The organism is Lacibacter sp. MH-610, assembly GCF_045780045.1.
Taxonomy (GTDB): domain Bacteria; phylum Bacteroidota; class Bacteroidia; order Chitinophagales; family Chitinophagaceae; genus Lacibacter.
In genome coordinates this window covers 3740033-3762788 of record NZ_CP116002.1, presented here as the reverse complement: position 1 = coordinate 3762788, position 22756 = coordinate 3740033, and the positions used below count along the sequence as shown (strand labels likewise).

Here is a 22756-nt window from a genome sequence, read left to right as displayed (position 1 = left end):
TTGGTATTTAAATTTTAAAAATCCAAACCAAGCGAAACATGTAATAAAGGCTTGGTATTAAAGAAACCACTCATCTGCCAGCCTGCATCAAAACGAATGAAATAACCTAACAGTGTACTGCGGGCACCAAAACCATAACTTCCCAGCAATGGTCCTAAACCGGGCGCTTTAACAACAACATTTACCGGGTTGCCGGGTTCTGCAAAAATCAACTCCGGACGTTTAAAGTCAAGAAACTTTCCGTTCCAGGCGCTACCAAAATCAAAGAACTGCACCAGTTGAAAATTTCTCAGGAATGCATTGTTGATTGGTTTGTTAAACAACGTAGCAAATACAGGCATTCTTATTTCACTGTTAATCACAACTGCATTATTACCGTTAGCAGAGTTTTGGAGGAAGCCACGCAGGTTTACAGCCAGTGATTCATAAACATACGATGCATCCGGATCAGGAGTATTGAACGCATTAAAGTAACGTTGCTTCAGTACATTGTTTCTAACTCTGAAATTGTTACCGGGCATAAACCAGCCATCCGTACCGCCCAGGTAATAGAGCACTTTGTTATCACCAAATGAAAAATCACCGGCTACTCTTGTGGCCCAGATAATATTACGGTACAGCTTTACATAGTTTCTGCCGTCAAAGCCAACGTTAAACGTAAAGTCACCACCGGCACTTCGTCCGCCGCCCTGGTAACTTCCGCCAAGCCGGTTAAAGAGTTCAAACCATCCTTTAAACCGCAAACCGTTCCAGATATTAGTTGCAGGGTTGATGGTATTATCATGCACATATTCTAAACGGGTATTTAAAAAGTTTTCGTCTAAGGTGGGCTGTTGTAAAGAGCCGGGCACCAGGTCATCACTACGGGTAATATATTGATCTCTTCTCAAGCCTGCCACTAAACGGATACTCTGTACTTCATTAAACGGATAGGTAGCATTTCCCTGGTAGATATTGGTGAGAATACGTACATCAAAACCCTGCGTAGTGCTGGCCGTAATTGTGTTTCTGTAATACGTAGCACCCCAATCAATACGGCGTTTCAGATTATCAAAACGTACCAGTATTTCTTTATCCTGGAAACCATAATTTAAACGGAAAGCCCCGGTGAATTTATAATCTTCCATCAGCTCCAGCACACCCACTCTTGTAAGTGCATTTAAGGAATTACCATTTGCAAGATTTACCTGCGGTGCACCAAAGCCATTTGGATCCACTACAAATCGTCCCGGGCTATAAGGTTGAAAACGGTTAATGAACAATACATTATTACTCAGGAAATTGGTAGTAATATTATCAACCGCAAATTTTTTGTTGTAAGGAAACAGCCGCATTTTATTCAGCACTTCATCCCTTGGTGGTGCTGTATTGCCAATTAATTTGGCTCCTGCTGCAGATGTATCAACTTTAAACTCTGATTCAAAGAAATCAGAAGTGACTGTAACGGGTTTATTAGAAACACTGTCCACAAGATCAGACCGCTCCCTTGTATCTTCATTCATTGTTTTTTCCAGGCGGGAGGTACGCTTAATGAATTCTGTTGGTCTTGCTGTTACATTCCGTTTACGAAGTGTGTTTTCATCTACTTTCAGTTTATATAAGAATTTAAACTCACCCTGGCGGTTTACTTCTGTTACCTGTCCGTTTTCACCGGCAACTCTTGTTTCCAGTACACTGCTTTGATAGTTAGTAATGGGGAAGGTATAAGTACTGTCGTTGGTAATTCTGAAAAAGCCGATTGAATCAGGTTCTGATTTGTTCCAGGCTTTTAAAGTAGAATCCAGTTCTGCCCGCTCCGGGTTACGCAGGATGTCTTCGCCTATGCGGTACAGTGTGTCAATGCCTGCTGCCTGTGTGCGGAAGAAACCGGCCCAGCGGTTACCGATTCCGTTTTCATCACTGATGTAAGTAAAGTGATTGGTATTGTACTGGCTTGGGTAGCGGGCATTACCGTATTTGATGTTCGTGAGCTGGGAGATCTGTTTAAATTCAGATTTATTCCAGTTGTCAATCAGGAAAATATTGTAACGGCTTTTAGGTAACACAGTATCACCAGTTGGGGCATCCGGTGCAGGGCGGTTGCTGGAGAAGATGATGCCGGTTTTACCGGGGAAGGCAACAAAACTGGCATCCTTATCATCATAAACATCATTGGTAATCTGCTCCAGTTTTTGTCCGTCAATTTTATAAACAAATACATCGCTCTGTCCGCCTTTTACCGCACTAAAGAGCAGCGTGTTAGGGTCCAGCATGTATTGCATATCTGTAACCTGCTCAAACGGAAGAGGTACATTCTTGATAGTTTTGATGCGGCGGAACGCATCATAAACACTCAACAGCGTTTTCCCTTTTTCCCATACAACCATTGCAATACGGGTTCCTTTAGGATCCCATGCCAGCATCGGATAATTAGGATCAGGTCTTTCCTCAAGATTACGCACACCACTTTTCCATAATACTTTTTCTGAAATAAAGTTTTCATTCAGGATCACTCTTGTAAGACCACGCTTAAACTCCACAACAGCGTAGGTAAAACTTTTGGGATTTGGATTGGCCTGGAAACGGAAGTAATCTGTTTTACCGATTTCTTTAGGAACAGTTAACCGTCCGGTGGGCACATTACGGCGGGCACGGATGTCTTTGAAATATTTATCACGGTTGTACTGCATAAAATCTTTCAGTACATCTTTCAGTTTTTTCTTGGCGATGGTTTGCGTGGCACGGTTTACATTTTTGTAAATACGGCTTAGGTAAAGCAGGTAGGTTACATTTTCTTTACGGTATCTTTCTTCCATATAATACCAAAAAGCATGACCTGCCAGTTTGGGTTGTTCAAATGCAAAATGATAAAAGTTTTTATACTGAAAACCCAGCATGGCACTTTTCAGTTCATTATCAATTTTTGTACTCCAGGGTTCAGCGGCATAAGAAATATAACCATCTACCATCCACTTGGGTAAATCAAGCAAGGCCTGGTTCTGAGCAAACTCGCCCAGGTCATCACCAAACAGCATGGTTTCAACCAGCACACGAGCTATACCTTCACGGATCTGGCGGCGCAGATCATTATGATCACCATTGTAAAAAACGATCATCTTATTGTTCACCAGTTTGGTAACACCACCGGCGTTGGGCCAATCCAGCCCGATGCCGATATTGGATTGTTTGTAATCATTAAAACTGTTGTACAGAACAATATTGATCCGTCGTTGAATACTGTATTCAATAAAATCTTCCAGTGAGGGCAACTCTTCTTCAGCAGCCTGTGTTACAAACTTAGCCAGCTCCAGGCCGTTTTGATTGTAGTGCACATTAAAGTTGGGACTTTGATAAAACTGCCATTTGAATTTTACATGCTGTACCCGGTTCTTTCCGAATTCCACCATGTTTACCTGGGCTGTTGCAGGATTGTGGTGCCAGAGCAAAAGGAGGAGCCATACTGCTACGCTAACTACGTTCTTCTTTTCAATTCGCATATTTTCGTATTGTAGATAATGCAAGTTTGAGGTTAATTCGTTTTTAAAAGTACAAAATTCAAGGTATGTTCACTGTTAAAGCTTTTACCTTCAGTCCCGTTCAGGAAAATACCTATCTTCTTTATAACGAACAGGGGGAGACGATTGTTATTGACCCCGGATGTTATTTTCAGGAAGAGAGAGATGTTCTGCACAGCTTTATTACACAAAACCAACTCCGGCCGGTACTCCTGCTCAATACCCATTGCCACCTGGATCATGTGTTTGGAAATAAATGGATTCATGAAACATGGAATCTGCTGCTTCATATACACCCCAATGAAAAACAGGTGCTGGATTATGCCCCGGCCAGTGGTTTAATGTGGGGACTTCCGTTTGATAATTATACAGGTGAACCGGTTTATTTGAATGAAGCCGAACGGTTGCAGTTAGGCGAGGATGAACTGGTGCTCATTTACGCACCGGGTCATTCGCCCGGCCATCTTTGTTTTTACTGCAAAAAGCAACAATTTCTGATAGGCGGTGATGTGCTGTTTTATGAAAGTATCGGTCGTACTGATTTACCGGGAGGTGACCATGCTACTTTAATCAGCAACATTCAGAATAAACTTTTTTGCCTGCCCGATGAAACAGTTGTTTACAGCGGACATGGCCCTGCCACCACCATTGGTCATGAAAAAAAGCATAACCCGTTTTTAAGTTGATGCAACGTTTTAAAAACAGCTAAGCTCAAATGGTAAAGCGCATCTATGAAACAATTAATTGTAATTATTTCTTTATTGTTTTTGATTGCCTGCGAAAAAGAAAATGGGGTAAAGAATACCCTTTTCTATAAAGGGCAGTTACAATGCAGTGGTGATAACTGGGCAAGAGGCAGCTCTGATGAAGAAACACTAAAGAATATGACCAGCTATCTTGCCTCAAGAGGTGTAAAAGTTGAGAATGCAGAACTCACATTACCACCGCCCGGTGTTGTTTATTGTGCTGCCTGCACCTGTCCTTCCGGTCGTGTTTATGTGATCACCGTTATTTCAGGCTCCGAGGAAGTTTTAACGCAGGAAGGTTTTTATAAATAGGCCTGCACATATTTACCGATGAAGGGTAAACGTTGTAAATCTTTCTTCTCCACTTTTAAAACAAAGAGTGTAAACAGTAACAGAAATAATGTACCGGTGAGTGTACTGAACCATAGCGGTGCATAGAGCATTAAAATTCCTTTATGCAATAAAACTATGAGGGTTACCAATACAAGATAGGCGATGATTTTTTTACGGGCATATGGCACCGGGTAGTATTTCTGCCCTAACCAATAACTTACAATCATCATAAACAGGTAACAGGTAAAAGTTGCAATAGCCGCACCCCAGTAATGTAGCTTAGGTATCAAAACAATATTTAATGCAATGGTAATAACAGCTCCGCTAATTGTTATAGCAGCACCGTACAGATTTTTATTGGTGAGCCGGTACCAGATGCTGAGGTTGTAATAAATACCGAGGAAAATATTGCCCATCGCCAGCAGCAATACTACGTTCATACCTTCTCCCCATGCTTTTGATTTTAAAGTAATAATCCATTTGAGTACATCGAGGTATAAACCAATGCCCAGGAACATAAAGCAGCAGGCGAGTACAAAAAACTTCATCACCCTTGCATAGGTTTTTTGCGCCTGTTCTTCTTTGGCCTGTTTAAAGAAGAAGGGTTCCGCTGCCATGCGGAACGCCTGGATCATAATCGTAATTAAAACCGCTATACGGTAAAGATTGGCAAAGATGCCCAGCTCATGACGGGCCTGCTCCTGCGGCACATCTACCACATGCTGATACACCAACCGGCTGAGCATATCATTGATCATGCCACCCAAACCCACAATGATGAGCGGATAACTGTACTGCATCACTTCTTTCCATAGTGTTCCGTTCCATTCAAACTTTATTTGCTTCCACTCTTTGTACAAAAGCAGCCAGGTGAATGCAGCACCGCAAATATTGCCAATGATATAATAACCGATACCAATATCTGCCGGTAACAACCCGTTGATCCAATGATCCGGATGGTCTTTTGTAAAGGAGGGAATAATTCCCAAACCGATGATCACAACAAGGATATTGATTAAAATACCTGCAACCCTTACAAACGCATATTTTTTAGGACGGTTCTCCTGTCTTAATACCGCAAAGGGTAAAACGGATAAGGTATCAAACAGAAGAATCAGGATCATCCAGTGCAGGTACTCCGGGTGTGCTTCTAACCCTGTTGCTTTTGTGAGCCACGGTGTTGCGATGTATAAAAAAATACTCAGCAATACTGTAGAACCGATGAGCGATACACTGAGCGTATTGTATAACTGTTGCCGGTTTTTTTCTGCATGAAAACGGAAGAAGGCCGTTTCCATTCCGTAAGTAAATAAAATATTCAGAAAAGGGATGAGCGCATATACCTGTGTAAGATCAGCCGTTTTTTCCGGTTGCTGAAACAGGAAAGGCAGGGCCATGTTCATTAAATAACCAAGAAAGCGACTGGCAATGGTGGGTACTCCATACCAAATTGTTTGCCCGGCTAATTGCTTGATACTGCTCATGCTTGTTAATCACTCAAAAATATTCAAACTTATTACCAAAAAGCATGCAACCCTTTATTTATTGTTAACTATCTTAGTGTACCGGATGAAAATACCATAATATACTTCTGATCATAAGACTGCTTTCATTCAATTTTTATAAGAACTCTAATCTAAAAGACAAATATGAAACACGTGAAAAAACTGATTCTGTTAACCACTTCTTTGCCGTTGGTTCTTTTTACAGCTGCACAAAGCTTTGGTGAATTAGAATGGCAAAAAACAAAAATACCGGCTACCATTATTGAAGTTCCCCAATCAGCATCAGCCACAGAAGCTGCTATCAAACAAAAACTGGCCCAGTTAGGTTACAACGGAAAAGAAACAAAAGGTGTTACAGTGTACAAAGCTGTTCGCATCCCTGAAATAAGCAGTGAAACGGTTGATCTTTACCTGAAAGTAGAACGCAAAAGCCGGAAAGAAAAAGATGAATCTGTAGTTTACTTTGCAGTGGCACGTGGGTATGAAAATTTTGTTAAGCAAGACAGTGATGCTGAATTTATAAAAGGGATTCATACCTACACATCCAACTTCAATAGTTGGGCCGAAGCCGAAGCACTGGAACGTGAAATAAAAGGCCAGGAAGATAAACTGAAGAGTGCTGAAAAGAAAGCGGATGACTTGCAGAGCGAATCAGAAAGTTTACAAAAACGATTGAAGAAACTGCAGGATGATATTGAAGAGAATAAAAAGAATATTGAAAAGCAAAAAGCAGAAGTAGAAAACCAGCGTAAAGCACTGGATATACTCAGGTCAAAACGTAAAGTATAGTTACTGTGCCTTCAACGAAAGTTGTTGTTTCGCCGCTTTTGCTGAAGGAAGCCACGATGCTATGATAGCAATGAATAAAACGGTTGCCAGTATCATCAGTAAATCTGTAATCAATATTTTTACAGGGTAATAATCAATTACAAAAGACCCCTGCAAAGGAATAAGTTTGAAGGTTACCTGCAGATAGCAAAACAAAAGCGCCAGTATAATGCCGATTATACTGCCCGTCATAGCCAGCAATACACCTTCGCTTAAAAATATTATCTGTACAAAGCCATTGGTAGCGCCAATGGCTTTTAATATCTGTACATCCTGCTGTTTTTCCAGCACCAGCATAGTAAGCGCTCCGATCATATTAAAAGCAGCTACAATCAGAATCAAACAAAGGATACCATAGATGGCCCATTTCTCCAACTGCATCACAGCAAACAATGATCTGTTCTGGCGGTACCTGTCTTCTACCAGGTACGTATTACCTAAACCCTGTTGCAATGTTTGCACCATCTTTTTTTCGTCCACACCCTTTTGCAATTTTATTTCTACTGAAGTGTATTCATGTTCTTTTAAACCGATCATTTGCTGCACGGCAGCCAGGTTAGAGATGACGTATTTATTATCAAAATCCTGTTGAATGGTGAATGCACCTCTCGGTTGAAAATTCACAGTACTGATGGATTCCAATGGCCCGGCACCGGCAGGTACACCACGTTTGGGCAAATACACTGTAACAGGAGTAATGGCACGATCACTCATAAGGTTGAGTGCATTTTCAATACCACTGCCGAATATCATACCCGGTGTTTCCATGTTCCCGGTTTCATAAACACCATTGGAAATATGTTGTGCCACACCGCTTACCCTTGCATATTCATCATCCACTCCTTTTAGTATAGCATTGGTACGAAAGCTTCCGTTCTGGATGTGTGCATTTTCTTCAACCGTAAAACAAAAGGCAGCAATATCTTTTTGTTGTGCAATAAATGTCCTGGTGGTACTGTCAACCGTAATCAGTTTTTGTGTAGCAGAAGTAATGCGGATATCAGGATAAAAGGAGGAGTAGAGATCTTTTACCAATCCTTCAAACCCGTTAAAAATACTCAGCACAATTACCAGCGCTGCAGTACCTACTGCCATAGCCGCAACGGTTACCCATGCAATAATATTAATGGCATTGGTACTTTTTTTGGAACGGAAATAGCGCCAGGCAAACAAAAAATTCAAAGCGGTAATTTATAATGGGATAATAACGAATGACTTTCTACTACCGGCTGCATTCTCAGGGCTTCTTCTCTTCATCAATCTTCTTAAACAATTCTTCCATTTTAAACACATGGTCCAACGTATCATCCAGGAAATATTTTATTTCCGGTATGCGCCGTAACTGGTGTTTTAATTTAGCCGCCAGTTCTCTTTTTATTTCGTGTGAACGATCCTCAATTTTACGGAGTACATCCTGTTTGTTCTGTGCCTGGAACACACTCAGGTAAATACGGGCTTCCAGCAAATCCGGTGTTACTTTAACGGAGGCTATAGAAACCAGTCCGCCATCCACAATATTCAAGCTCAGCCTGGTGAAAATAGTCGTAAGTTCTTCATGAATTACTCCGGCCACCTGCTTCTGTCTTTTTCCTTCTAACATATCTGCAACGTTTAAACGCTGTAAAAGTAGTTACTTTGCGGGGTTTAACAGCATGAAACAGTTTCAACGAATTTTTAAATACCTGCGGGGTTACGGCGTACAAATCCTTTTATACTTTTTGTGTATCCTGCTTTCCATTGTTTTTTCCATGGTTTCGCTGGCGATGCTGGCACCCTTTCTCAAACTCTTATTCAACCAGGAAAATCTTGTGCTCACAAAACCGGAAAACATTCTTTCCGCTTCTGATGTGCTTGATTTTTTACTCTACCATATCAGTACACTCATTCGTGAAAACGGAGCTGAATCTGCTTTGTTCTTTATCTGTATTGTGATTGTGGTGGCAATCCTGCTCAAGAATGTTTTTCTCTATTTATCCTACCGCATCCTGGCGCCTATGCGTAACGGGGTGCTTACAAGATTACGGGGCGATTTGTATGATAAAGTGCTTCAATTGCCGGTTGGGTTTTTTACAGAGCAACGTAAAGGCGACCTGATGTCCCGCATGAGTAATGATGCGAACGAAGTGGAGTGGAGCGTAATGATGGCGCTGGAAGTACTCATTAAAGAGCCTTTGAACATTCTGTTTTACCTGGTGATGATGGTGGTGATCAGTCCGCAGCTTTCTTTGTTTTTGCTGGTGTTTCTGCCGGTAATGGCTTTGATCATTGGCCGTGTAAGCCGATCACTCAAAAAGCAATCAACAGAAGCAGGTGAAAAAAACGGAATGGTACTTTCTATACTTGATGAAACATTAGGCGGCATCAGGGTAATCAAGGCATTTACCGCTGAAAAATTAATCGGTAACCGTTTTCACCGCATGAATGCGGAACTCAATCATATCCGCAACAGGATCAACTTCCGCAAGGATATGGCTTCACCACTTAGTGAAGTATTGGGTGTGCTGGTATTGAGTGCAGTGCTTTGGTTTGGCGGCAAACTCGTACTGGGGAATAATGCCGGCGATTTAACATCAGAAGGATTTATTACCTATATCCTCTTTTTCAGTCAGATCATCAATCCTTCCAAAGCACTTTCCTCTGCTTATTACAATACCAAAAGAGGCAGTGCGGCCATTGAACGTATTGAAGAAATTATTAATGCACCGGTGGTGGTGGAAGAAGCGGCCAACCCGGTTCTCATTCCATCCTTTGAAACGAGCATTGAGTTTAAAAATGTATCCTTCGCTTATAATGATGTTCCGGTACTTAAAAACATCAACCTCCAACTGTATAAAGGAAAAACAATTGCACTGGTGGGCTCCAGCGGTTCCGGAAAATCCACACTGGCAGACCTGGTACCCCGTTTTCATGATGTAACGGACGGTGAAATACTGGTTGATGGCATCAACATTAAAAACTACTCTATTGAAAGTTTGCGGCAACTGATGGGTATTGTAACCCAGGAACCCATTCTTTTTAATGATACCATTGCGAATAATATTGCCCTGAGCAAACCGGAGGCAAGCCCGGAGGAGATTGAACATGCGGCCAAAATTGCCAATGCCCATGCGTTTATCATCCGTAAGGATAACAGGTATGATGAAAACATTGGAGAGCGGGGCGGTAAGTTGAGTGGGGGCGAACGGCAGCGGATTACCATAGCCCGGGCCGTGCTTAAAAACCCACCCATTTTAATCCTGGATGAAGCCACCTCATCGCTGGATACAGAGAGTGAGCGCCTGGTACAGGATGCCATCAATACCCTCATGAAAGACCGTACCAGCCTGGTGATTGCCCACCGACTTTCCACTGTACGGCATGCCGATGAAATCATTGTATTAAAGAAGGGCGAAATTGTGGAGCGGGGCACCCATGATGAGCTGGTAGCCAGGAACGGCTTTTACAAACGCCTGGTAGAAATGCAGGAAGTGAAGTAAATAAGGGTAAATTTTTTTGCGAAAAAAAGCCTGAAACCCTTGCAGGTAAAGAATTTACACTATCTTTAAAATGTTAATGTGAATTCAGTCAGCCTTTCTGAACCAGGATTTTCTAAAGTATTTGATTTTCCCAAGGTTTTCAGTTGCTCACCTGGTTCATGATTTTTTGGTTTTAATTTTTTACAAGTGAACATTTACGTTGGAAACCTCTCCTGGTCAATGACAAACGAGGATCTCTCTGCACTGTTTGAGCAATTCGGAACAGTAGCATCTGCCAAAATTCTTACTGACAAATTCAGCGGTCGCAGCAAAGGCTTTGGCTTTGTTGAAATGGACAATGCTGAAGAAGCACAGGCTGCAATCAACGGGCTGAACGATTCAGACGTTCAGGGTCGTAAGATTGTGGTGAATGAAGCCCAGCCTAAAAAAGATGATGGCGGCTTTAAGAAACGCAGCTTCGGCGGCGGTGGTGGCGGTGGCGGCTTCCGCAAAGGCGGTGGCGGCGGCGGTTACCGTGGCGGTGGCGGCGGTGGCTACAAAGGCGGTGGCGGTGGCTACAACAGAGATTTCTAATCTTGATTGATACAGCTCAGCATATTTTTAAAATCCTTCTGCAAAGAAGGATTTTTTTATGGGGTGATGTTTGATGGCGTTTTTATTTGCTCTTTTTTTATATGTTGATGATTGATAGACTGATGAAAAAATTACACAGCCCTCGTTGTGTGTTATCACCAACGAGGAATTCATAATTACATAGTTGAAATAAATATTTTAAATTACAAGTAAATAAAAGAGAATAAAATTGCCTGTGTTTAATAAATACTTGTGTGCATGTGTCGTTGGTGAAAACACACAACGACGGCGTACTTTCATCAAAATTTTAACTATTGAAAAGTGATTAACTTTGTGCTAAACCAACAAAGGAACAAACAGATGCAAAGACGAAATGCAAGCACAACAAATACAAAAAATTATTTCTTCGTAGATAATTAGGTTTACAAAATAATCTTATTCAGGGTTGATAATAAAATCGCAATTTAACTTGTTTATTTGGAATTGTTTTTATTTGAATTTTTAAAATGTCAACTTGGATTGATTGAAAGATATTAAGTACGGAGATAATGGTCTTGTATTTAATTTTATCAAAATAGTTCTCTGCAGGTAGATTAGTAATTTTTCTTTTTTTGGAAGACTTTGTGTTCTTTTTTGACACTAGAACTATCAGGCCATCATGAATCTCAATGTCGCAATTAGTGCCATATATTTCAATCAATTTTCTACAGATATCTTTAATGATTATTGGCTTTACTTCTCTATGGAAATCATCTGCTTTTCGATTTTCGCTGTGTTTAGGCGATTTCCATTTTGAGTTATTCTTAGAGTCAATAATTACTATTTGAATGTACGATTTCATAAGCTTAAATTTATTTTTTTTAATTAGGTAGAACACAAAAAATTCAACATCTACCCCGATATCAGTATTCTAAACAAATAAAACTGGTATTAGTAAACGATGATTAAAGAAAGAAGTTGAAAGTTGTTTGAAGTTTGTATGTGTTGTTGGTGAAATGTTCGAATTCACTCAATACACTCTATTCCGGCAGGGTTAAAAAGGGTAAAAATCATATACGTTTAATTATCCGACGAAACATTTCTACTTACCACCAGAGACTCCTACTAATTGTATATCATCCAACTTAGTTTTTTCCCAGTTATTTGGAACACAATCTAATTCCGCAGTCCAATAATAACGAACACATTTTTTTATTAGCATTCCGTCATTATCAAAGTATTCAGAGTACCTAGTTACACCATCATTAATATCGGTTTTTCCGAAATAATTCTTTTTAGATACTGAGCCGTAATTAGGGTAAAAATGTTTTGTCATTTCAATAATTTTCCCAGACTCATTTTTAAAGTATTCGTCATCAATTTTTTTGGTAAAAAAACTTCCTATATCAAAAGAGACTCCCTGAGTATGGATAGTAGCCGAGTTGGTAAAAGTGAAAAATCTGCAGCCTATACCGCATGCATCTGATTCGTATAAATATTTGAGGTAATGCTTAATATTTCCATTTAAATGGTATTCAATCATCTCAAAGTGATTTTTCGCAAGCCGTTTAAATTCAGATTTAATTTTCCCTTCAATATAATATTCTTTTACACTTTCAATAATAATCAACCCTTCTGAGTACTCCAGTTCTAATCGAATCTGGTTGCCGTTTTCAAACCAATACTTATGTTTCCCAATTTCAAATCCTTTTGAATAACTTCCCTCAAAAATTTTGTTGCCATTTTCGTCATACCTTTCAAATAATCCATCTTCATGATCATTTATATAACTCTTTTTATTCCATAGTTCGCCAGTTTCATAGTAAGAAAGAGATTCACCGTGTCTCTTTCCATCTTTGTAATTTTCTTTTTCCTTTATAAGTTCATTTTCTCCATACGTAATAAATTCACCATCTTTTTTGCCGTTGGCAAAGTACCCTTCAAAATCTATCTTGCCATTATTTTTTAATTGAAACACAGCTCCTGTATAAGGCTTATCACTATCTGGTTTAAATGCAATTTCATTTTTAAAAATCAGATGTTCTATATTTTGTTTTTCAGTACTACATGAAATAAGTAAAAATAAAAATGCTAAATAGATAAGTTTGTCCATGGTTAATATTGAAATGGTTAGTTGATAAATAAAATACTTTTATTTCTCCCTATACTAAATAAATTTTATTCACTTGGCTGGCTATTTACATTTATAGCATAATAGGTTTAAACATCTTTATTCTGATAATATTTTATTTTTGATGGAGATTAAATCTGAAATTATTAATTTTTTTAAAAATTTAGGTAAAAATACGATATGCATTTTTTTACAGATCTGACAAGGTCATTTTATTTCTGGCGAGTGAACCTACCCGTACGTTCGCAGGCGACGTCTGTGTGGATGGGTTTGTGTGATAGCTGCACGACTTGCCGCATTACGAAGACCGAAGCCCACTGCAACCAATTCGTGAGCAACATACAACAATCAACAAGCCAAGTCCCGCCACCCACACACAAAGCTCGTTGGCGGAGACATCGGCTATGAATATGTTTTGATCAGTTGATTCTAATCGTTTGTATGCAATGACTAATCTTTAGTCGCAGAGGGAAGAATTAAAGTGAATGAACCCCATTGCTCCATTGGAAACAGAACCCTGAAAGGAGCGTCGCAAATTCGCTCTATAACAATTCATCTTCCTGTCAACAAAAAATCCCTTCCGGGTAGAGGAAGGGATTTGTATCAATGTGCTTTTGAATCTTAATCACCAATTGGCTGCGGGCCTTTCACTACACCCATCTTTGCTTCAATGCTCAGGGTAGCATGTGGTACAGCACGCAAACGGGCTTTGTCGATCAACTTACCGGTAACACGGCAGATACCGTAGGTTTTGTTTTCAATACGCATGAGCGCTTTTTCCAGGTGATCAATATAAGTGATCTGGCGGCTGGCCATCTGGCTCAGTTGTTCACGCTCCATACTTACACTGCCATCTTCCATGGTCATATAACGTCCATCACCATCATCACCACCCATTTCATCTTTACGGGTAATCAATCCCTGCAGGTACACCAGTTCTTTTTTGGCCGCTTCCAGCTTACGCTGTATCAGCTCCCTGAACTCAGTCAGGTCAGCATCACTGTAACGAACAATAGGGCCCTGGGGTTTCTCTTCCTCACGGGATTGATCCAGTACAGAACGGGTAAAATCAGGCTGGTATTTAACAGAAGTTGAAACAGAAGTCTTCACCGGTTTTAATTCAGCCGGCTTTTTTGCTTTTTCCTTGGCTTCTTTTTTCAAATTCTGAATGGCTTGCTTTACGGTTGGTTTAATGGCTGTTTCCACTACGGGTTTAGGAGCGGGTGCCGGTTTTTTCTCTTCTTTTTTTGCCACGGGTTTAACGGGGGTTTTTGATACAGGTTTATTGGCCGGTTTGGTTACTTTAGGAGTTGGTTTTGGAGCAGGCTTCTTGGCTGCCGGCTTTTTAGCTGCAGGTTTAGGAGCTGCTTTTTTGGGGGCAGGTTTGGCCGCAGGTTTTTTTGCTGCCGGCTTGGCTGCCTTTTTAGGAGCCGGTTTTGCCGCTTTTTTTGCTGCCGGCTTGGCTGCTTTCTTCTTTGTAGCCATGTTATCCTCCTTTTTTGGAAACTTGTACTTTAATGAGCAAATCGTTTACCTCAACTTCAGTGCCGTTGGCCGTTTCCTGCACTAACTCAAGGCTGTCTGCCAAAATTTCGGCGCAAATATAGGACTTATATTCAGTGATGGAGGCGGCCAACGTTTCGGCCCCTGCCAGTTGAACATCAATCCTGTCCGTAAGCTCAAAACCACTGTCCTTGCGGATTTTCTGAATGCGGTTTACCAGTTCACGGGCATTGCCTTCGTTGACGAGTTGCGGCGTAATGGTGACATCTAGTGCCACCGTTAAGCTTCCTTTATTGGCTACCAACCAACCCGGCACATCCTCGCTCGAAATTTCAACATCGTTCAAATATATAGGAACAGTTTCATTATCAATCAACAGGTTATACACAGTTTCTTTTTCCAGTGCCGCAATCTGCTCCTGGCTGAACTGTGAAAGGGCTGCTGCCACCGCTTTCATCTTTGCCCCGAGCTTTTTGCCCAATGCTTGGAAGTTGGGTTTGATTTTCTTTTTGATGAAGCTGTTATCCGCCGTGAGGTATTCCACTTCTTTTACGTTCACCTCGGTCTTAATCAAATCTTCCACCAACTGTAACTGCTCTTTCATATGCAGGTTAAGCACAGGAATGAGCACTTTCTGCAAAGGCTGACGAACCTTGATATTTTGTTTTTTGCGAAGTGATAATACCAGTGAGGAAGTATCCTGCGCCAGTTGCATACGTTCTTCCAGATCTGCATCAATCATGGTTTCGTTAGCCGAAGGAAATAACACATGATGAACAGATGCGGCATCAAAACGTTTGGTGATGGCATTGAGATTATTAAAGAGTGCATCACTAAAGAAAGGAGAGATTGGTGCAATCAAACGTACCACAGTTTCCAGACATTCATATAAAGTTTGATAAGCGCTGATCTTGTCAGCTTCATAATCACCTTTCCAGAAACGACGGCGGCACAAACGCACATACCAGTTGCTCAAATGTTCATCAACAAACTCTTCAATCAATCTTCCTGCCTGCGTGGGTTCATAATCATCCATAGCTGCATTCACTTTTTTGATGAGTGTGTGCAGGGAGGAAAGAACCCAGCGATCAATCTCCGGACGTTCATTCAACGGAATGGCTGCTTCTTTAAATGCAAAGCCATCCACATTGGCATAGAGTGCAAAGAATTGATAGGTATTGTAAAGGGTGCCAAAGAACTTGCGTTGTACTTCTTTGATGCCTTCAATATCAAATTTCATGTTATCCCAAGGCGAAGCATTGGTAATTAAATACCATCTTGTTGCATCGGCACCATACGTGCTGATGGTATGAAACGGATCAACCACATTCCCCAAACGCTTACTCATTTTGTTGCCGTTCTTATCCAGCACCAAACCATTACTCACCACGGTTTGATAAGCTACACTTTCGTACACCAGTGATGCAATCGCATGCAGAGTATAAAACCAGCCACGTGTTTGATCCACACCTTCTGCAATAAAGGAAGCAGGGTAGAGATTTTCAAACTTTTCAACACCTGCAGGAAGTTTGAACGGATATTTTTCGCCACGTTTTACTTTTTCATAATCCAGTCCCCATTGGGCATAAGGCATGGCACCACTGTCGAACCAAACATCGATCAGATCAGGAACACGACGCATGGGTTTGCCGCTATCGCTTACTAAAATGATGTCGTCAACAAATGGCTTGTGAAGGTCTGAAGTAAGATGTAAGATGTAAGATGTAAGATTGTCCGTGTCTTTCATCCCTGCTTCATACTTCATACATCCTGCATCGAATGACTTCTGTAATTCACTTCTTAACTCATCAATCGTGCCGATGCATTTTTCTTCTTCACCATCTTCTGTTTTCCAGATGGGTAAGGCTGTGCCCCAAAAACGGCTGCGGCTCAAATTCCAATCCACCATATTCTCTAACCAGTTGCCGAATCTTCCTTCGCCGGTGGACTTAGGTTTCCAGTTGATGGTTTTATTCAGCTCCACCATTTTATCTTTTAGTGCAGTGGTTTTGATGAACCATGCATCCAGCGGATAATACAACACGGGCTTATCTGTTCTCCAGCAATGCGGATAACTGTGCTCGTATTTCTCAACTTTAAATGCCCTGTTTTCTTTTTTTAGTTTTACGCAGATGTCAACATTCACATCTACATAGTTGGGGTCGTCTTTATAATTTTTTACATATCGGTTGCTGAACTCACCCAAGCCATCCACAAACTTTCCTTCTCTGTCCACCATGGTTAAAATGCCGATGCCGTATTTCTTACCCACTTTAAAGTCATCTGCACCAAAAGCAGGAGCGGTGTGTACAATACCGGTACCATCTTCTGTAGTAACAAACGTATCCACTAAAACACGGAACGGATCAGCATCAGGAGAAATGCTTTTGATCACTTCCATGCTGTTTGCTTCGTAAGGCAACAACTGCTCATAATGCAAGCCTTCTAATTGTGAACCTTTGAAGGTTGTAATGATTTTCCAGGGAATAATTTTCTGTTCGCCGTTGTATTCTTCAAAGTTTCCATTCTCACCTTCAGCTTTTACATACTTATGTACAAGGTCTTTTGCCAATACAATATATACAGGCAGATGGGTGTAGGGATTGAAGGTTTGCACCAATGCATATTCAATATTTCCTCCCACCGTTAAGCCGAGATTACTTGGTAAAGTCCATGGTGTAGTAGTCCATGCCATAAAAAATACTTCAGCGCCATGTACTGCATCATGAAGGAATTTACTTTTTTCATTCTGCACAGCACGAAACATTACAGTGGCACTGGTATCTTTTACATCTTTATACGTACCGGGTTGATTCAATTCATGAGAACTTAAACCTGTGCCGGCAGCAGGAGAATACGGCTGAATGCTCACACTTTCGTACAACAGTCCTTTGTTGTACAATTGCTTGAGCAACCACCACAAGGTTTCAATGTATTCGTTTTTGAACGTGATGTAAGGGTCATTCAAATCCACCCAATAGCCCATCTTCTTGGTGATATCATCCCACTTGTCTTTGAAACGCAGTACCGCCTCACGGCATTTCCTGTTGTATTCTTCAACGGAGATCTTTACACCAATATCTTCTTTAGTAATGCCGAGTTCTTTTTCTACGCCGAGCTCAATAGGCAATCCATGTGTATCCCATCCGCCTTTGCGACTCACCTTATAACCTTTCATGGTTTTATAGCGGCATACCAGGTCTTTGAGCGTTCTGGATATAACGTGGTGAATGCCGGGCATACCGTTGGCGCTGGGCGGTCCTTCGTAAAATACAAAAGGCTTGGCCCCTTCCCGCACTTCAATACTTTTCTGAAAGGCCTGTTCTGCATCCCATTTGGCTAAAATTTCCTGCTCAATGGTGGGCAGGTTCAGTTGGGTGAATTCCCTGTACTTATTGCTCATAAATCCTTATCCTGTCTTGTTTTTAAGGAGGGCAAAGGTAAGAAAATGCAGGAAGGTTTTGGTGGCCCGCAAAGACACAAAGTTCACTGCGTGAAATAGCAGGATGTAAGTGTTCAGTTATAACCATACGGCAGCAGACCACAGATGCCATAGCAAACGGAACGATGAAAGGATTGCGACGCAACGAAGATGCCCATAGAACAAATAGCAGGTATCAAAAAACTGTATCCTGACCTTTTCTTTTTAGTGCCTTTGTGTCTTTGTGGTTCATCCTTCAAGTTTTCCACAAAAAATCGGCTTGGCATGGTTTCTGAAAAGTAATTACCCGGCGCCGCATTCTAAACATCTTAAATTGATTCATTATGAAAAAAACAGTTGTTCTTCTGCTCATGACTATGCTGTGTGCAGGTGTTACGATGGCACAGAAAACGGTTGCCAAAAAACAAGCGATTCAAAAAATTGAAAAAATAGTACCACCGGAAGCAGTGCTGAATGCATTTACTCAAAAATATACGGCGGATGCAGTTGTTGAATGGAGTAAAAAAGCCAACGGAAATTTTGTAGCAGCGGTGGAGCAGAACGGTTTCAAACAAATTGCAGAGTTTAATGCAGAAGGCAAATGGCTGAGTACGCAAACAATGCTCACGGCTGATCAGTTGAGCGAAGCGGCTCAAACAAAACTTAAAGAGCAATATGCAGAGATGCAGATAGCTGAAGTGAAAAAAATTGAACGTGAAGGCATCTCTGTTTTTTATAAAGTAACGCTTACAAAAGATAAAGAGACAAAGACGGTGTATATAAATGATGCCGGTTTCATCAGCAGTTGATCGTATTGATTCCTTTGAAACTCCGGTTACAGTGTAACTTACCTTTGAAGCATCCGGTTATCTGTAAAAGAATTGATAGTTTGTAGGGTACAGATGCAAAAAATCCCCCACCGAATGGTGCGGGGATTTTTGTTGCAATGAGATAAACTGATTAAAAGTTTTTAGAGCCATTAGCCTGGAACGTATAACGGAACGTATAAAAACGTTGCTTATAAGTTTTGTCGGCATCCGATGCTGTAACAGAAGGAGTAATACCACCTTTGTAATAATTCAGGATTTCCACTTTAGCATATTTGCCACTGGCAGTTCTGATGATGAGCGTACGGCCTGCAATAGGTGTTAATAAAACATTTACACCATCATAGTTGTACCAGGCACGACCAGAGCCACGTGGTATAGCATAACTTACAGGATGGTTATCAATTCTGAAAGTAGAGTCATTTGATACACTTGTAACATCACTAAAATTGGCAACCTGTACAAATGCACCGCCTGCTCCGGGTCCGCTGGTGGCATTATTAACACGTATAACGGTTCCTGCAAATGCTAAATCCCATTTGGTAGTGGCCGAATCACTGTTTGGAACCCAGCTATTTGTTTCAAGACTAAAGAAAGAATACTTACCGGCACCAAAAGGCTGTCCTTGTGAGGATAATCCGATAATTGTATCAGCCGGAAGATTTTTTACTGTAACAATGCTACCGGATACTTCTACTTTAAACGCTCCTGCATCTTCTGTTTTGGGAGCTTCTGTTTTTTGTTTTTTACATGCTGCTAATGCGAATAATGCAGCCATTACTACAACACTTGTTTGAACCGCTTTTTTCATTTTTGATCTATTTTTTTTTGTTGTTTAAAAAATTGTAAGTGATACTGGTATAAATCACTCGTCCCTGTAGATTGGGCAGAAAGTTTCTATCCTGGTAATTGAACACATTGTCCATACCCGCCTGCAGGCGAAACCCTTTTTTTAATTCTTTACCGGCAGAGATATTGATGAGGACAAACCCGTTTGCAAATTCATCGTTTACATCGTACACACTGTTTCCGCTTGTATTGCTGATGGCCCAACGGCTTCTGTAAATACTTCTGATGGTAGCAAAAAAGCGCTCGCCGTTCTCATAAGTTAATTTCAGGTTGGCCATATGGCGGCTGCGGTTTGGCAAGCCGATGTACTCACTTTTTAAAAGTGTGCGGCTGATGTTGTTTGCATCTCTCACTGATTCCTTACCGCTTTTGATGCGTTCCAGTTCTTCTTTATCAGCAGTGAACAGCAATTGGTATCCGCCGTTTAGTGTAAGGTTTTTGATGATGTTCCAGCTCACTTCAGCGTCAAGGCCTTGTGTGTAAGCTTTCTTTACATTCACATAGCTGAAAATTTGTGAGCCGTTTGTACGGGTTGCCACCTGTCTTGTTTCAATTAAATTATCAATATCATTCCTGAAAACATTCAGCTTTACAGTTACTTTTTTCAATGGCGAATAATGGATATTGAAATTGAAACCTGTACTGTACTCAGGTGTGAGATTCGTAAGTAAGGCGTAATCACTCAACAATTCAGAAATCTCTCCTCTTTGCTGTAATTGTGTGATGATTTTTACAGCATCCACTGATCCGAACACTGAGTATCCCCCTGCTGCCACGTTGGTGAAGTTGAGATACAGTTGACGAAAATCCGGCGCTTTAAATCCACGACCAACAGACGCATTGAATTTAAGCTTTGGATGTACAGCGTAACGAATGGCCAGTTTTGGACTGAATGCAGACGCAAAGAGCTGGTTATCGTCATACCTTATTCCGGCGATAATGGTAATTTTTTCAACCGGCATCCATTCATTCTGCAGGAAGCCATATACAATTTTATTTTGCTTTACACTGCTGCTGTTATCATAGCGGGTTGATGTTGCTTCATCAATAATATAACCGGCACCGGCAGTGAGTGTTACTTTTTTAAACGATAAATCCGTTTGGTTTTCTGCTCTGTAAAAACGCTGGCTGAAGGCATCATAATAAATACTATCGGGCTTTTCTCTGAACCTGAGCTTTTCCGAACCATTAAACCGGGTATGATAAACTCTTAAAGCTGATTTTAATTTTTGATTAAAACGATAGGTAAAAACAGGATTAAAATTCCAGTCGTTATTAATTTCTCTTCCGTAAGATGAGCTGATATTGCCATTGTTGGTTACCGCCAGTTCTTTCTTTATGTAATCGTATGCATTTCTTACAGTGAGATCGAGTTTTGCTTTTTCATTAAACGTATAAGCCAGTTGAAGCTGGTTCGTGATACGGTTCACCGGTTGTGGCTGTCGTTCAATTGAAAACGGCCTGGTTGTGATGGCATCATTATAAAATGCATTTCCTGCATACTTGAGTGAAAGTTTTTTCCAGTAGGTACCGGCATTCAGATTAAAGTCTGATTGTTTGAATGTATTGCTGCCCCATGGACTGGCCCATCCTTTATCAGGATTACCAAAGCCGTAACGCAGCGATGAGCTGAGTTGCTTTTTTCGGCTGTGATCTGTGATAATATTGATCACACCTGCCATAGCTTCAGAACCATAGAGGCTTGAAGATGGCCCTTTTACAATTTCAATTTTTTGAATATTGCCTATAGCAATCCGGTTTAAGTCCAGCACACCTGCTGTACGGCCAATCAATGGCTCACCATCTATCAATATCAATGTGTAATCAGGATTTAATCCCTGCATTTGCACACCTGCTCCAAATCCTGCTGTTAAGAAGAGCCCTGTTGTTTCCTGCAAAATATCCCGCAACCGCAAAGAACCCGCCTGTTGAATTTGTTTTTGAGATATAATGGTTACCGGTACCGCCACATTGCCCAGCTTTCTTTCAGTACGTGTGGCAGTAATCACAACTTCTGACAACGATTTTACAGAATCTGAAAGATTGTTTTCATTCTGTTGTGCAGAGCTGTGAACAGAATGAATGACGGATAGAATAAATAATAATTTTCGCAGCATAAATAATTGCTGCAAAAGTGAAACGTGGCACGGGAATGTTTATCACAGTTTTGTCATGATGTGAGCTGCTTTGAAGGATTGACAATCAAATGACATTTTTTGTGCATCAATCAGTTTGAAAAATGATAACAATCATTGAACGTAAAAACAATTCTTTCTTTCTGAATTCTGACGGTAACATGACCTGTTGTAAAAAACTTTCTATAAAAATTTGCAGCAAAAAAGAATGATTGACTTTATTCCTCTTGCAACCACCGTGCTTTCTGTTGTTTTTTTCGCAATCATGTTAAAGCATTACCGTGAAAAGACGGGAGCAACCTATTTACTATGGTGGATGATTGGCGTAGCTTGTTATGGTGCAGGAACACTTGTTGAAAGTTTAAACACATTGATGGGATGGAGCCCTTTAAAATTCAGACTATGGTACATCACCGGAGCATTGCTTGGTGGATGGCCATTGGCAACCGGCACTGTTTATTTAATGATGAAGGAAAGGACTGCCAAACGAATGACACGCTTGTTTCTCATTATTATTGCTGCGGCCGCAATACTTACTTTTTTATCTCCGCTTAACCTGGAGTTACAACAGGGTAATAAATTAACCGGCAAAGTGCTGGAGTGGAAGTTCATAAGATATATGACACCATTTATTAATCTGTATGCATTTATATTTCTGGTGGGTGGTGCTGTTTATTCTGCATTTCAATATTCAAAATCAAAACAATTTAAAGTTCGCTTTGCAGGTAACCTGCTCATTGCTGCGGGCGGGCTGTTGCCCGGTATTGGCGGCTCTTATTCAAAAGCAGGTTTTACTGAGGTGTTATATGTAACGGAGTTTTTAGGATTGATTCTGATTTTTGCAGGGTACATGTACATGCGGAAGGACAGTTCAACTTCTCTATACGCTAATCAATTACAGACTGCATAATAAAAAAGCCGGGAATTCAGATCCCCGGCTTTTTTTATAAACTATA

The 22756-nt window shown here is 40.8% G+C and carries 16 protein-coding genes; 7 read left to right on the top strand and 9 right to left on the bottom strand.

Features of this window, described 5'->3' with window-relative positions:
* Positions 1 to 14 precede the first annotated feature (14 nt).
* Positions 15 to 3476 (bottom strand): hypothetical protein, encoded by a 3462-nt coding sequence (locus PDL71_RS17165; RefSeq protein ID WP_407523434.1) that lies wholly within the window; start codon positions 3474 to 3476, stop codon positions 15 to 17.
* 65 nt (positions 3477 to 3541) lie between these two features.
* Here PDL71_RS17165 and PDL71_RS17160 point away from each other — a divergent pair, with 65 nt between their 5' ends.
* Positions 3542 to 4180, top strand: a complete 639-nt coding sequence (locus tag PDL71_RS17160) for an MBL fold metallo-hydrolase (protein ID WP_407523431.1) — start codon at positions 3542 to 3544, stop codon at positions 4178 to 4180.
* Positions 4181 to 4225: 45 nt separating this feature from the next.
* Positions 4226 to 4552 carry a hypothetical protein gene (locus PDL71_RS17155; RefSeq protein WP_407523428.1) on the top strand — a complete coding sequence of 109 codons (327 nt, stop codon included), beginning with the start codon at positions 4226 to 4228 and terminating at the stop codon, positions 4550 to 4552.
* Here PDL71_RS17155 and PDL71_RS17150 read toward each other — a convergent pair.
* Positions 4543 to 6057 (bottom strand): lipopolysaccharide biosynthesis protein, encoded by a 1515-nt coding sequence (locus PDL71_RS17150; RefSeq protein ID WP_407523426.1) that lies wholly within the window; start codon positions 6055 to 6057, stop codon positions 4543 to 4545. The genes PDL71_RS17155 and PDL71_RS17150 overlap by 10 nt on opposite strands.
* Before the next feature lie 165 nt (positions 6058 to 6222).
* Here PDL71_RS17150 and PDL71_RS17145 point away from each other — a divergent pair, with 165 nt between their 5' ends.
* Entirely contained in the window at positions 6223 to 6867 is a 645-nt protein-coding gene (locus tag PDL71_RS17145) for a coiled-coil domain-containing protein (protein ID WP_407523424.1), read from the top strand.
* Here PDL71_RS17145 and PDL71_RS17140 read toward each other — a convergent pair whose 3' ends face one another.
* Together PDL71_RS17140 and rbfA are read right to left on the bottom strand one after the other, a co-directional pair.
* Entirely contained in the window at positions 6868 to 8088 is a 1221-nt protein-coding gene (locus PDL71_RS17140) for an FtsX-like permease family protein (protein WP_407523421.1), read from the bottom strand.
* Positions 8089 to 8143: 55 nt separating this feature from the next.
* Positions 8144 to 8506 carry a 30S ribosome-binding factor RbfA gene (gene rbfA, locus PDL71_RS17135; protein ID WP_407523418.1) on the bottom strand — a complete coding sequence of 121 codons (363 nt, stop codon included), beginning with the start codon at positions 8504 to 8506 and terminating at the stop codon, positions 8144 to 8146.
* 52 nt (positions 8507 to 8558) lie between these two features.
* Between rbfA and PDL71_RS17130 the strand changes: the two genes are divergently transcribed.
* Positions 8559 to 10382, top strand: a complete 1824-nt coding sequence (locus tag PDL71_RS17130; RefSeq protein WP_407523415.1) for an ABC transporter ATP-binding protein — start codon at positions 8559 to 8561, stop codon at positions 10380 to 10382.
* 219 nt (positions 10383 to 10601) lie between these two features.
* Entirely contained in the window at positions 10602 to 10955 is a 354-nt protein-coding gene (locus PDL71_RS17125; RefSeq protein ID WP_407523412.1) for an RNA recognition motif domain-containing protein, read from the top strand.
* A gap of 1081 nt (positions 10956 to 12036) precedes the next feature.
* Here PDL71_RS17125 and PDL71_RS17120 read toward each other — a convergent pair.
* From PDL71_RS17120 to ileS, 3 genes are all read right to left on the bottom strand, one after another.
* Positions 12037 to 13047 carry a toxin-antitoxin system YwqK family antitoxin gene (locus tag PDL71_RS17120; RefSeq protein ID WP_407523410.1) on the bottom strand — a complete coding sequence of 337 codons (1011 nt, stop codon included), beginning with the start codon at positions 13045 to 13047 and terminating at the stop codon, positions 12037 to 12039.
* A gap of 639 nt (positions 13048 to 13686) precedes the next feature.
* A complete protein-coding gene (locus tag PDL71_RS17115) occupies positions 13687 to 14550 on the bottom strand; it encodes a TraR/DksA C4-type zinc finger protein (protein ID WP_407523407.1) in 864 nt (287 codons plus the stop codon).
* 1 nt (position 14551) lies between these two features.
* The gene (gene ileS / locus PDL71_RS17110; protein WP_407523405.1) at positions 14552 to 17971 is read right to left on the bottom strand and encodes an isoleucine--tRNA ligase; all 3420 of its coding nucleotides are present in this window, start codon (positions 17969 to 17971) and stop codon (positions 14552 to 14554) included.
* A 362-nt stretch (positions 17972 to 18333) separates the two neighbouring features.
* Between ileS and PDL71_RS17105 the strand changes: the two genes are divergently transcribed.
* A complete protein-coding gene (locus PDL71_RS17105) occupies positions 18334 to 18798 on the top strand; it encodes a PepSY-like domain-containing protein (protein ID WP_407523402.1) in 465 nt (154 codons plus the stop codon).
* A gap of 151 nt (positions 18799 to 18949) precedes the next feature.
* Here PDL71_RS17105 and PDL71_RS17100 read toward each other — a convergent pair whose 3' ends face one another.
* Both PDL71_RS17100 and PDL71_RS17095 read right to left on the bottom strand, forming a co-directional pair.
* Positions 18950 to 19627, bottom strand: a complete 678-nt coding sequence (locus PDL71_RS17100; RefSeq protein WP_407523399.1) for an HmuY family protein — start codon at positions 19625 to 19627, stop codon at positions 18950 to 18952.
* 7 nt (positions 19628 to 19634) lie between these two features.
* A complete protein-coding gene (locus PDL71_RS17095; RefSeq protein WP_407523397.1) occupies positions 19635 to 21782 on the bottom strand; it encodes a TonB-dependent receptor plug domain-containing protein in 2148 nt (715 codons plus the stop codon).
* Positions 21783 to 21993: 211 nt separating this feature from the next.
* Here PDL71_RS17095 and PDL71_RS17090 point away from each other — a divergent pair, with 211 nt between their 5' ends.
* The gene (locus PDL71_RS17090) at positions 21994 to 22710 is read left to right on the top strand and encodes a hypothetical protein (RefSeq protein WP_407523394.1); all 717 of its coding nucleotides are present in this window, start codon (positions 21994 to 21996) and stop codon (positions 22708 to 22710) included.
* Positions 22711 to 22756: the final 46 nt, after the last annotated feature.

Coding starts and splice junctions, on each gene's coding strand:
- PDL71_RS17160 (WP_407523431.1), top strand. CDS start 3,542: ATGTTCACTGTTAAAGCTTTTACCTTCAGTCCCGTTCAGGAAAATACC.
- PDL71_RS17145 (WP_407523424.1), top strand. CDS start 6,223: ATGAAACACGTGAAAAAACTGATTCTGTTAACCACTTCTTTGCCGTTG.
- PDL71_RS17125 (WP_407523412.1), top strand. CDS start 10,602: ATGACAAACGAGGATCTCTCTGCACTGTTTGAGCAATTCGGAACAGTA.
- PDL71_RS17120 (WP_407523410.1), bottom strand. CDS start 13,047: ATGGACAAACTTATCTATTTAGCATTTTTATTTTTACTTATTTCATGT.
- PDL71_RS17115 (WP_407523407.1), bottom strand. CDS start 14,550: ATGGCTACAAAGAAGAAAGCAGCCAAGCCGGCAGCAAAAAAAGCGGCA.
- PDL71_RS17150 (WP_407523426.1), bottom strand. CDS start 6,057: ATGAGCAGTATCAAGCAATTAGCCGGGCAAACAATTTGGTATGGAGTA.
- ileS (WP_407523405.1), bottom strand. CDS start 17,971: ATGAGCAATAAGTACAGGGAATTCACCCAACTGAACCTGCCCACCATT.
- PDL71_RS17130 (WP_407523415.1), top strand. CDS start 8,559: ATGAAACAGTTTCAACGAATTTTTAAATACCTGCGGGGTTACGGCGTA.
- PDL71_RS17100 (WP_407523399.1), bottom strand. CDS start 19,627: ATGAAAAAAGCGGTTCAAACAAGTGTTGTAGTAATGGCTGCATTATTC.
- PDL71_RS17155 (WP_407523428.1), top strand. CDS start 4,226: ATGAAACAATTAATTGTAATTATTTCTTTATTGTTTTTGATTGCCTGC.
- PDL71_RS17095 (WP_407523397.1), bottom strand. CDS start 21,782: ATGCTGCGAAAATTATTATTTATTCTATCCGTCATTCATTCTGTTCAC.
- PDL71_RS17165 (WP_407523434.1), bottom strand. CDS start 3,476: ATGCGAATTGAAAAGAAGAACGTAGTTAGCGTAGCAGTATGGCTCCTC.
- PDL71_RS17105 (WP_407523402.1), top strand. CDS start 18,334: ATGAAAAAAACAGTTGTTCTTCTGCTCATGACTATGCTGTGTGCAGGT.
- rbfA (WP_407523418.1), bottom strand. CDS start 8,506: ATGTTAGAAGGAAAAAGACAGAAGCAGGTGGCCGGAGTAATTCATGAA.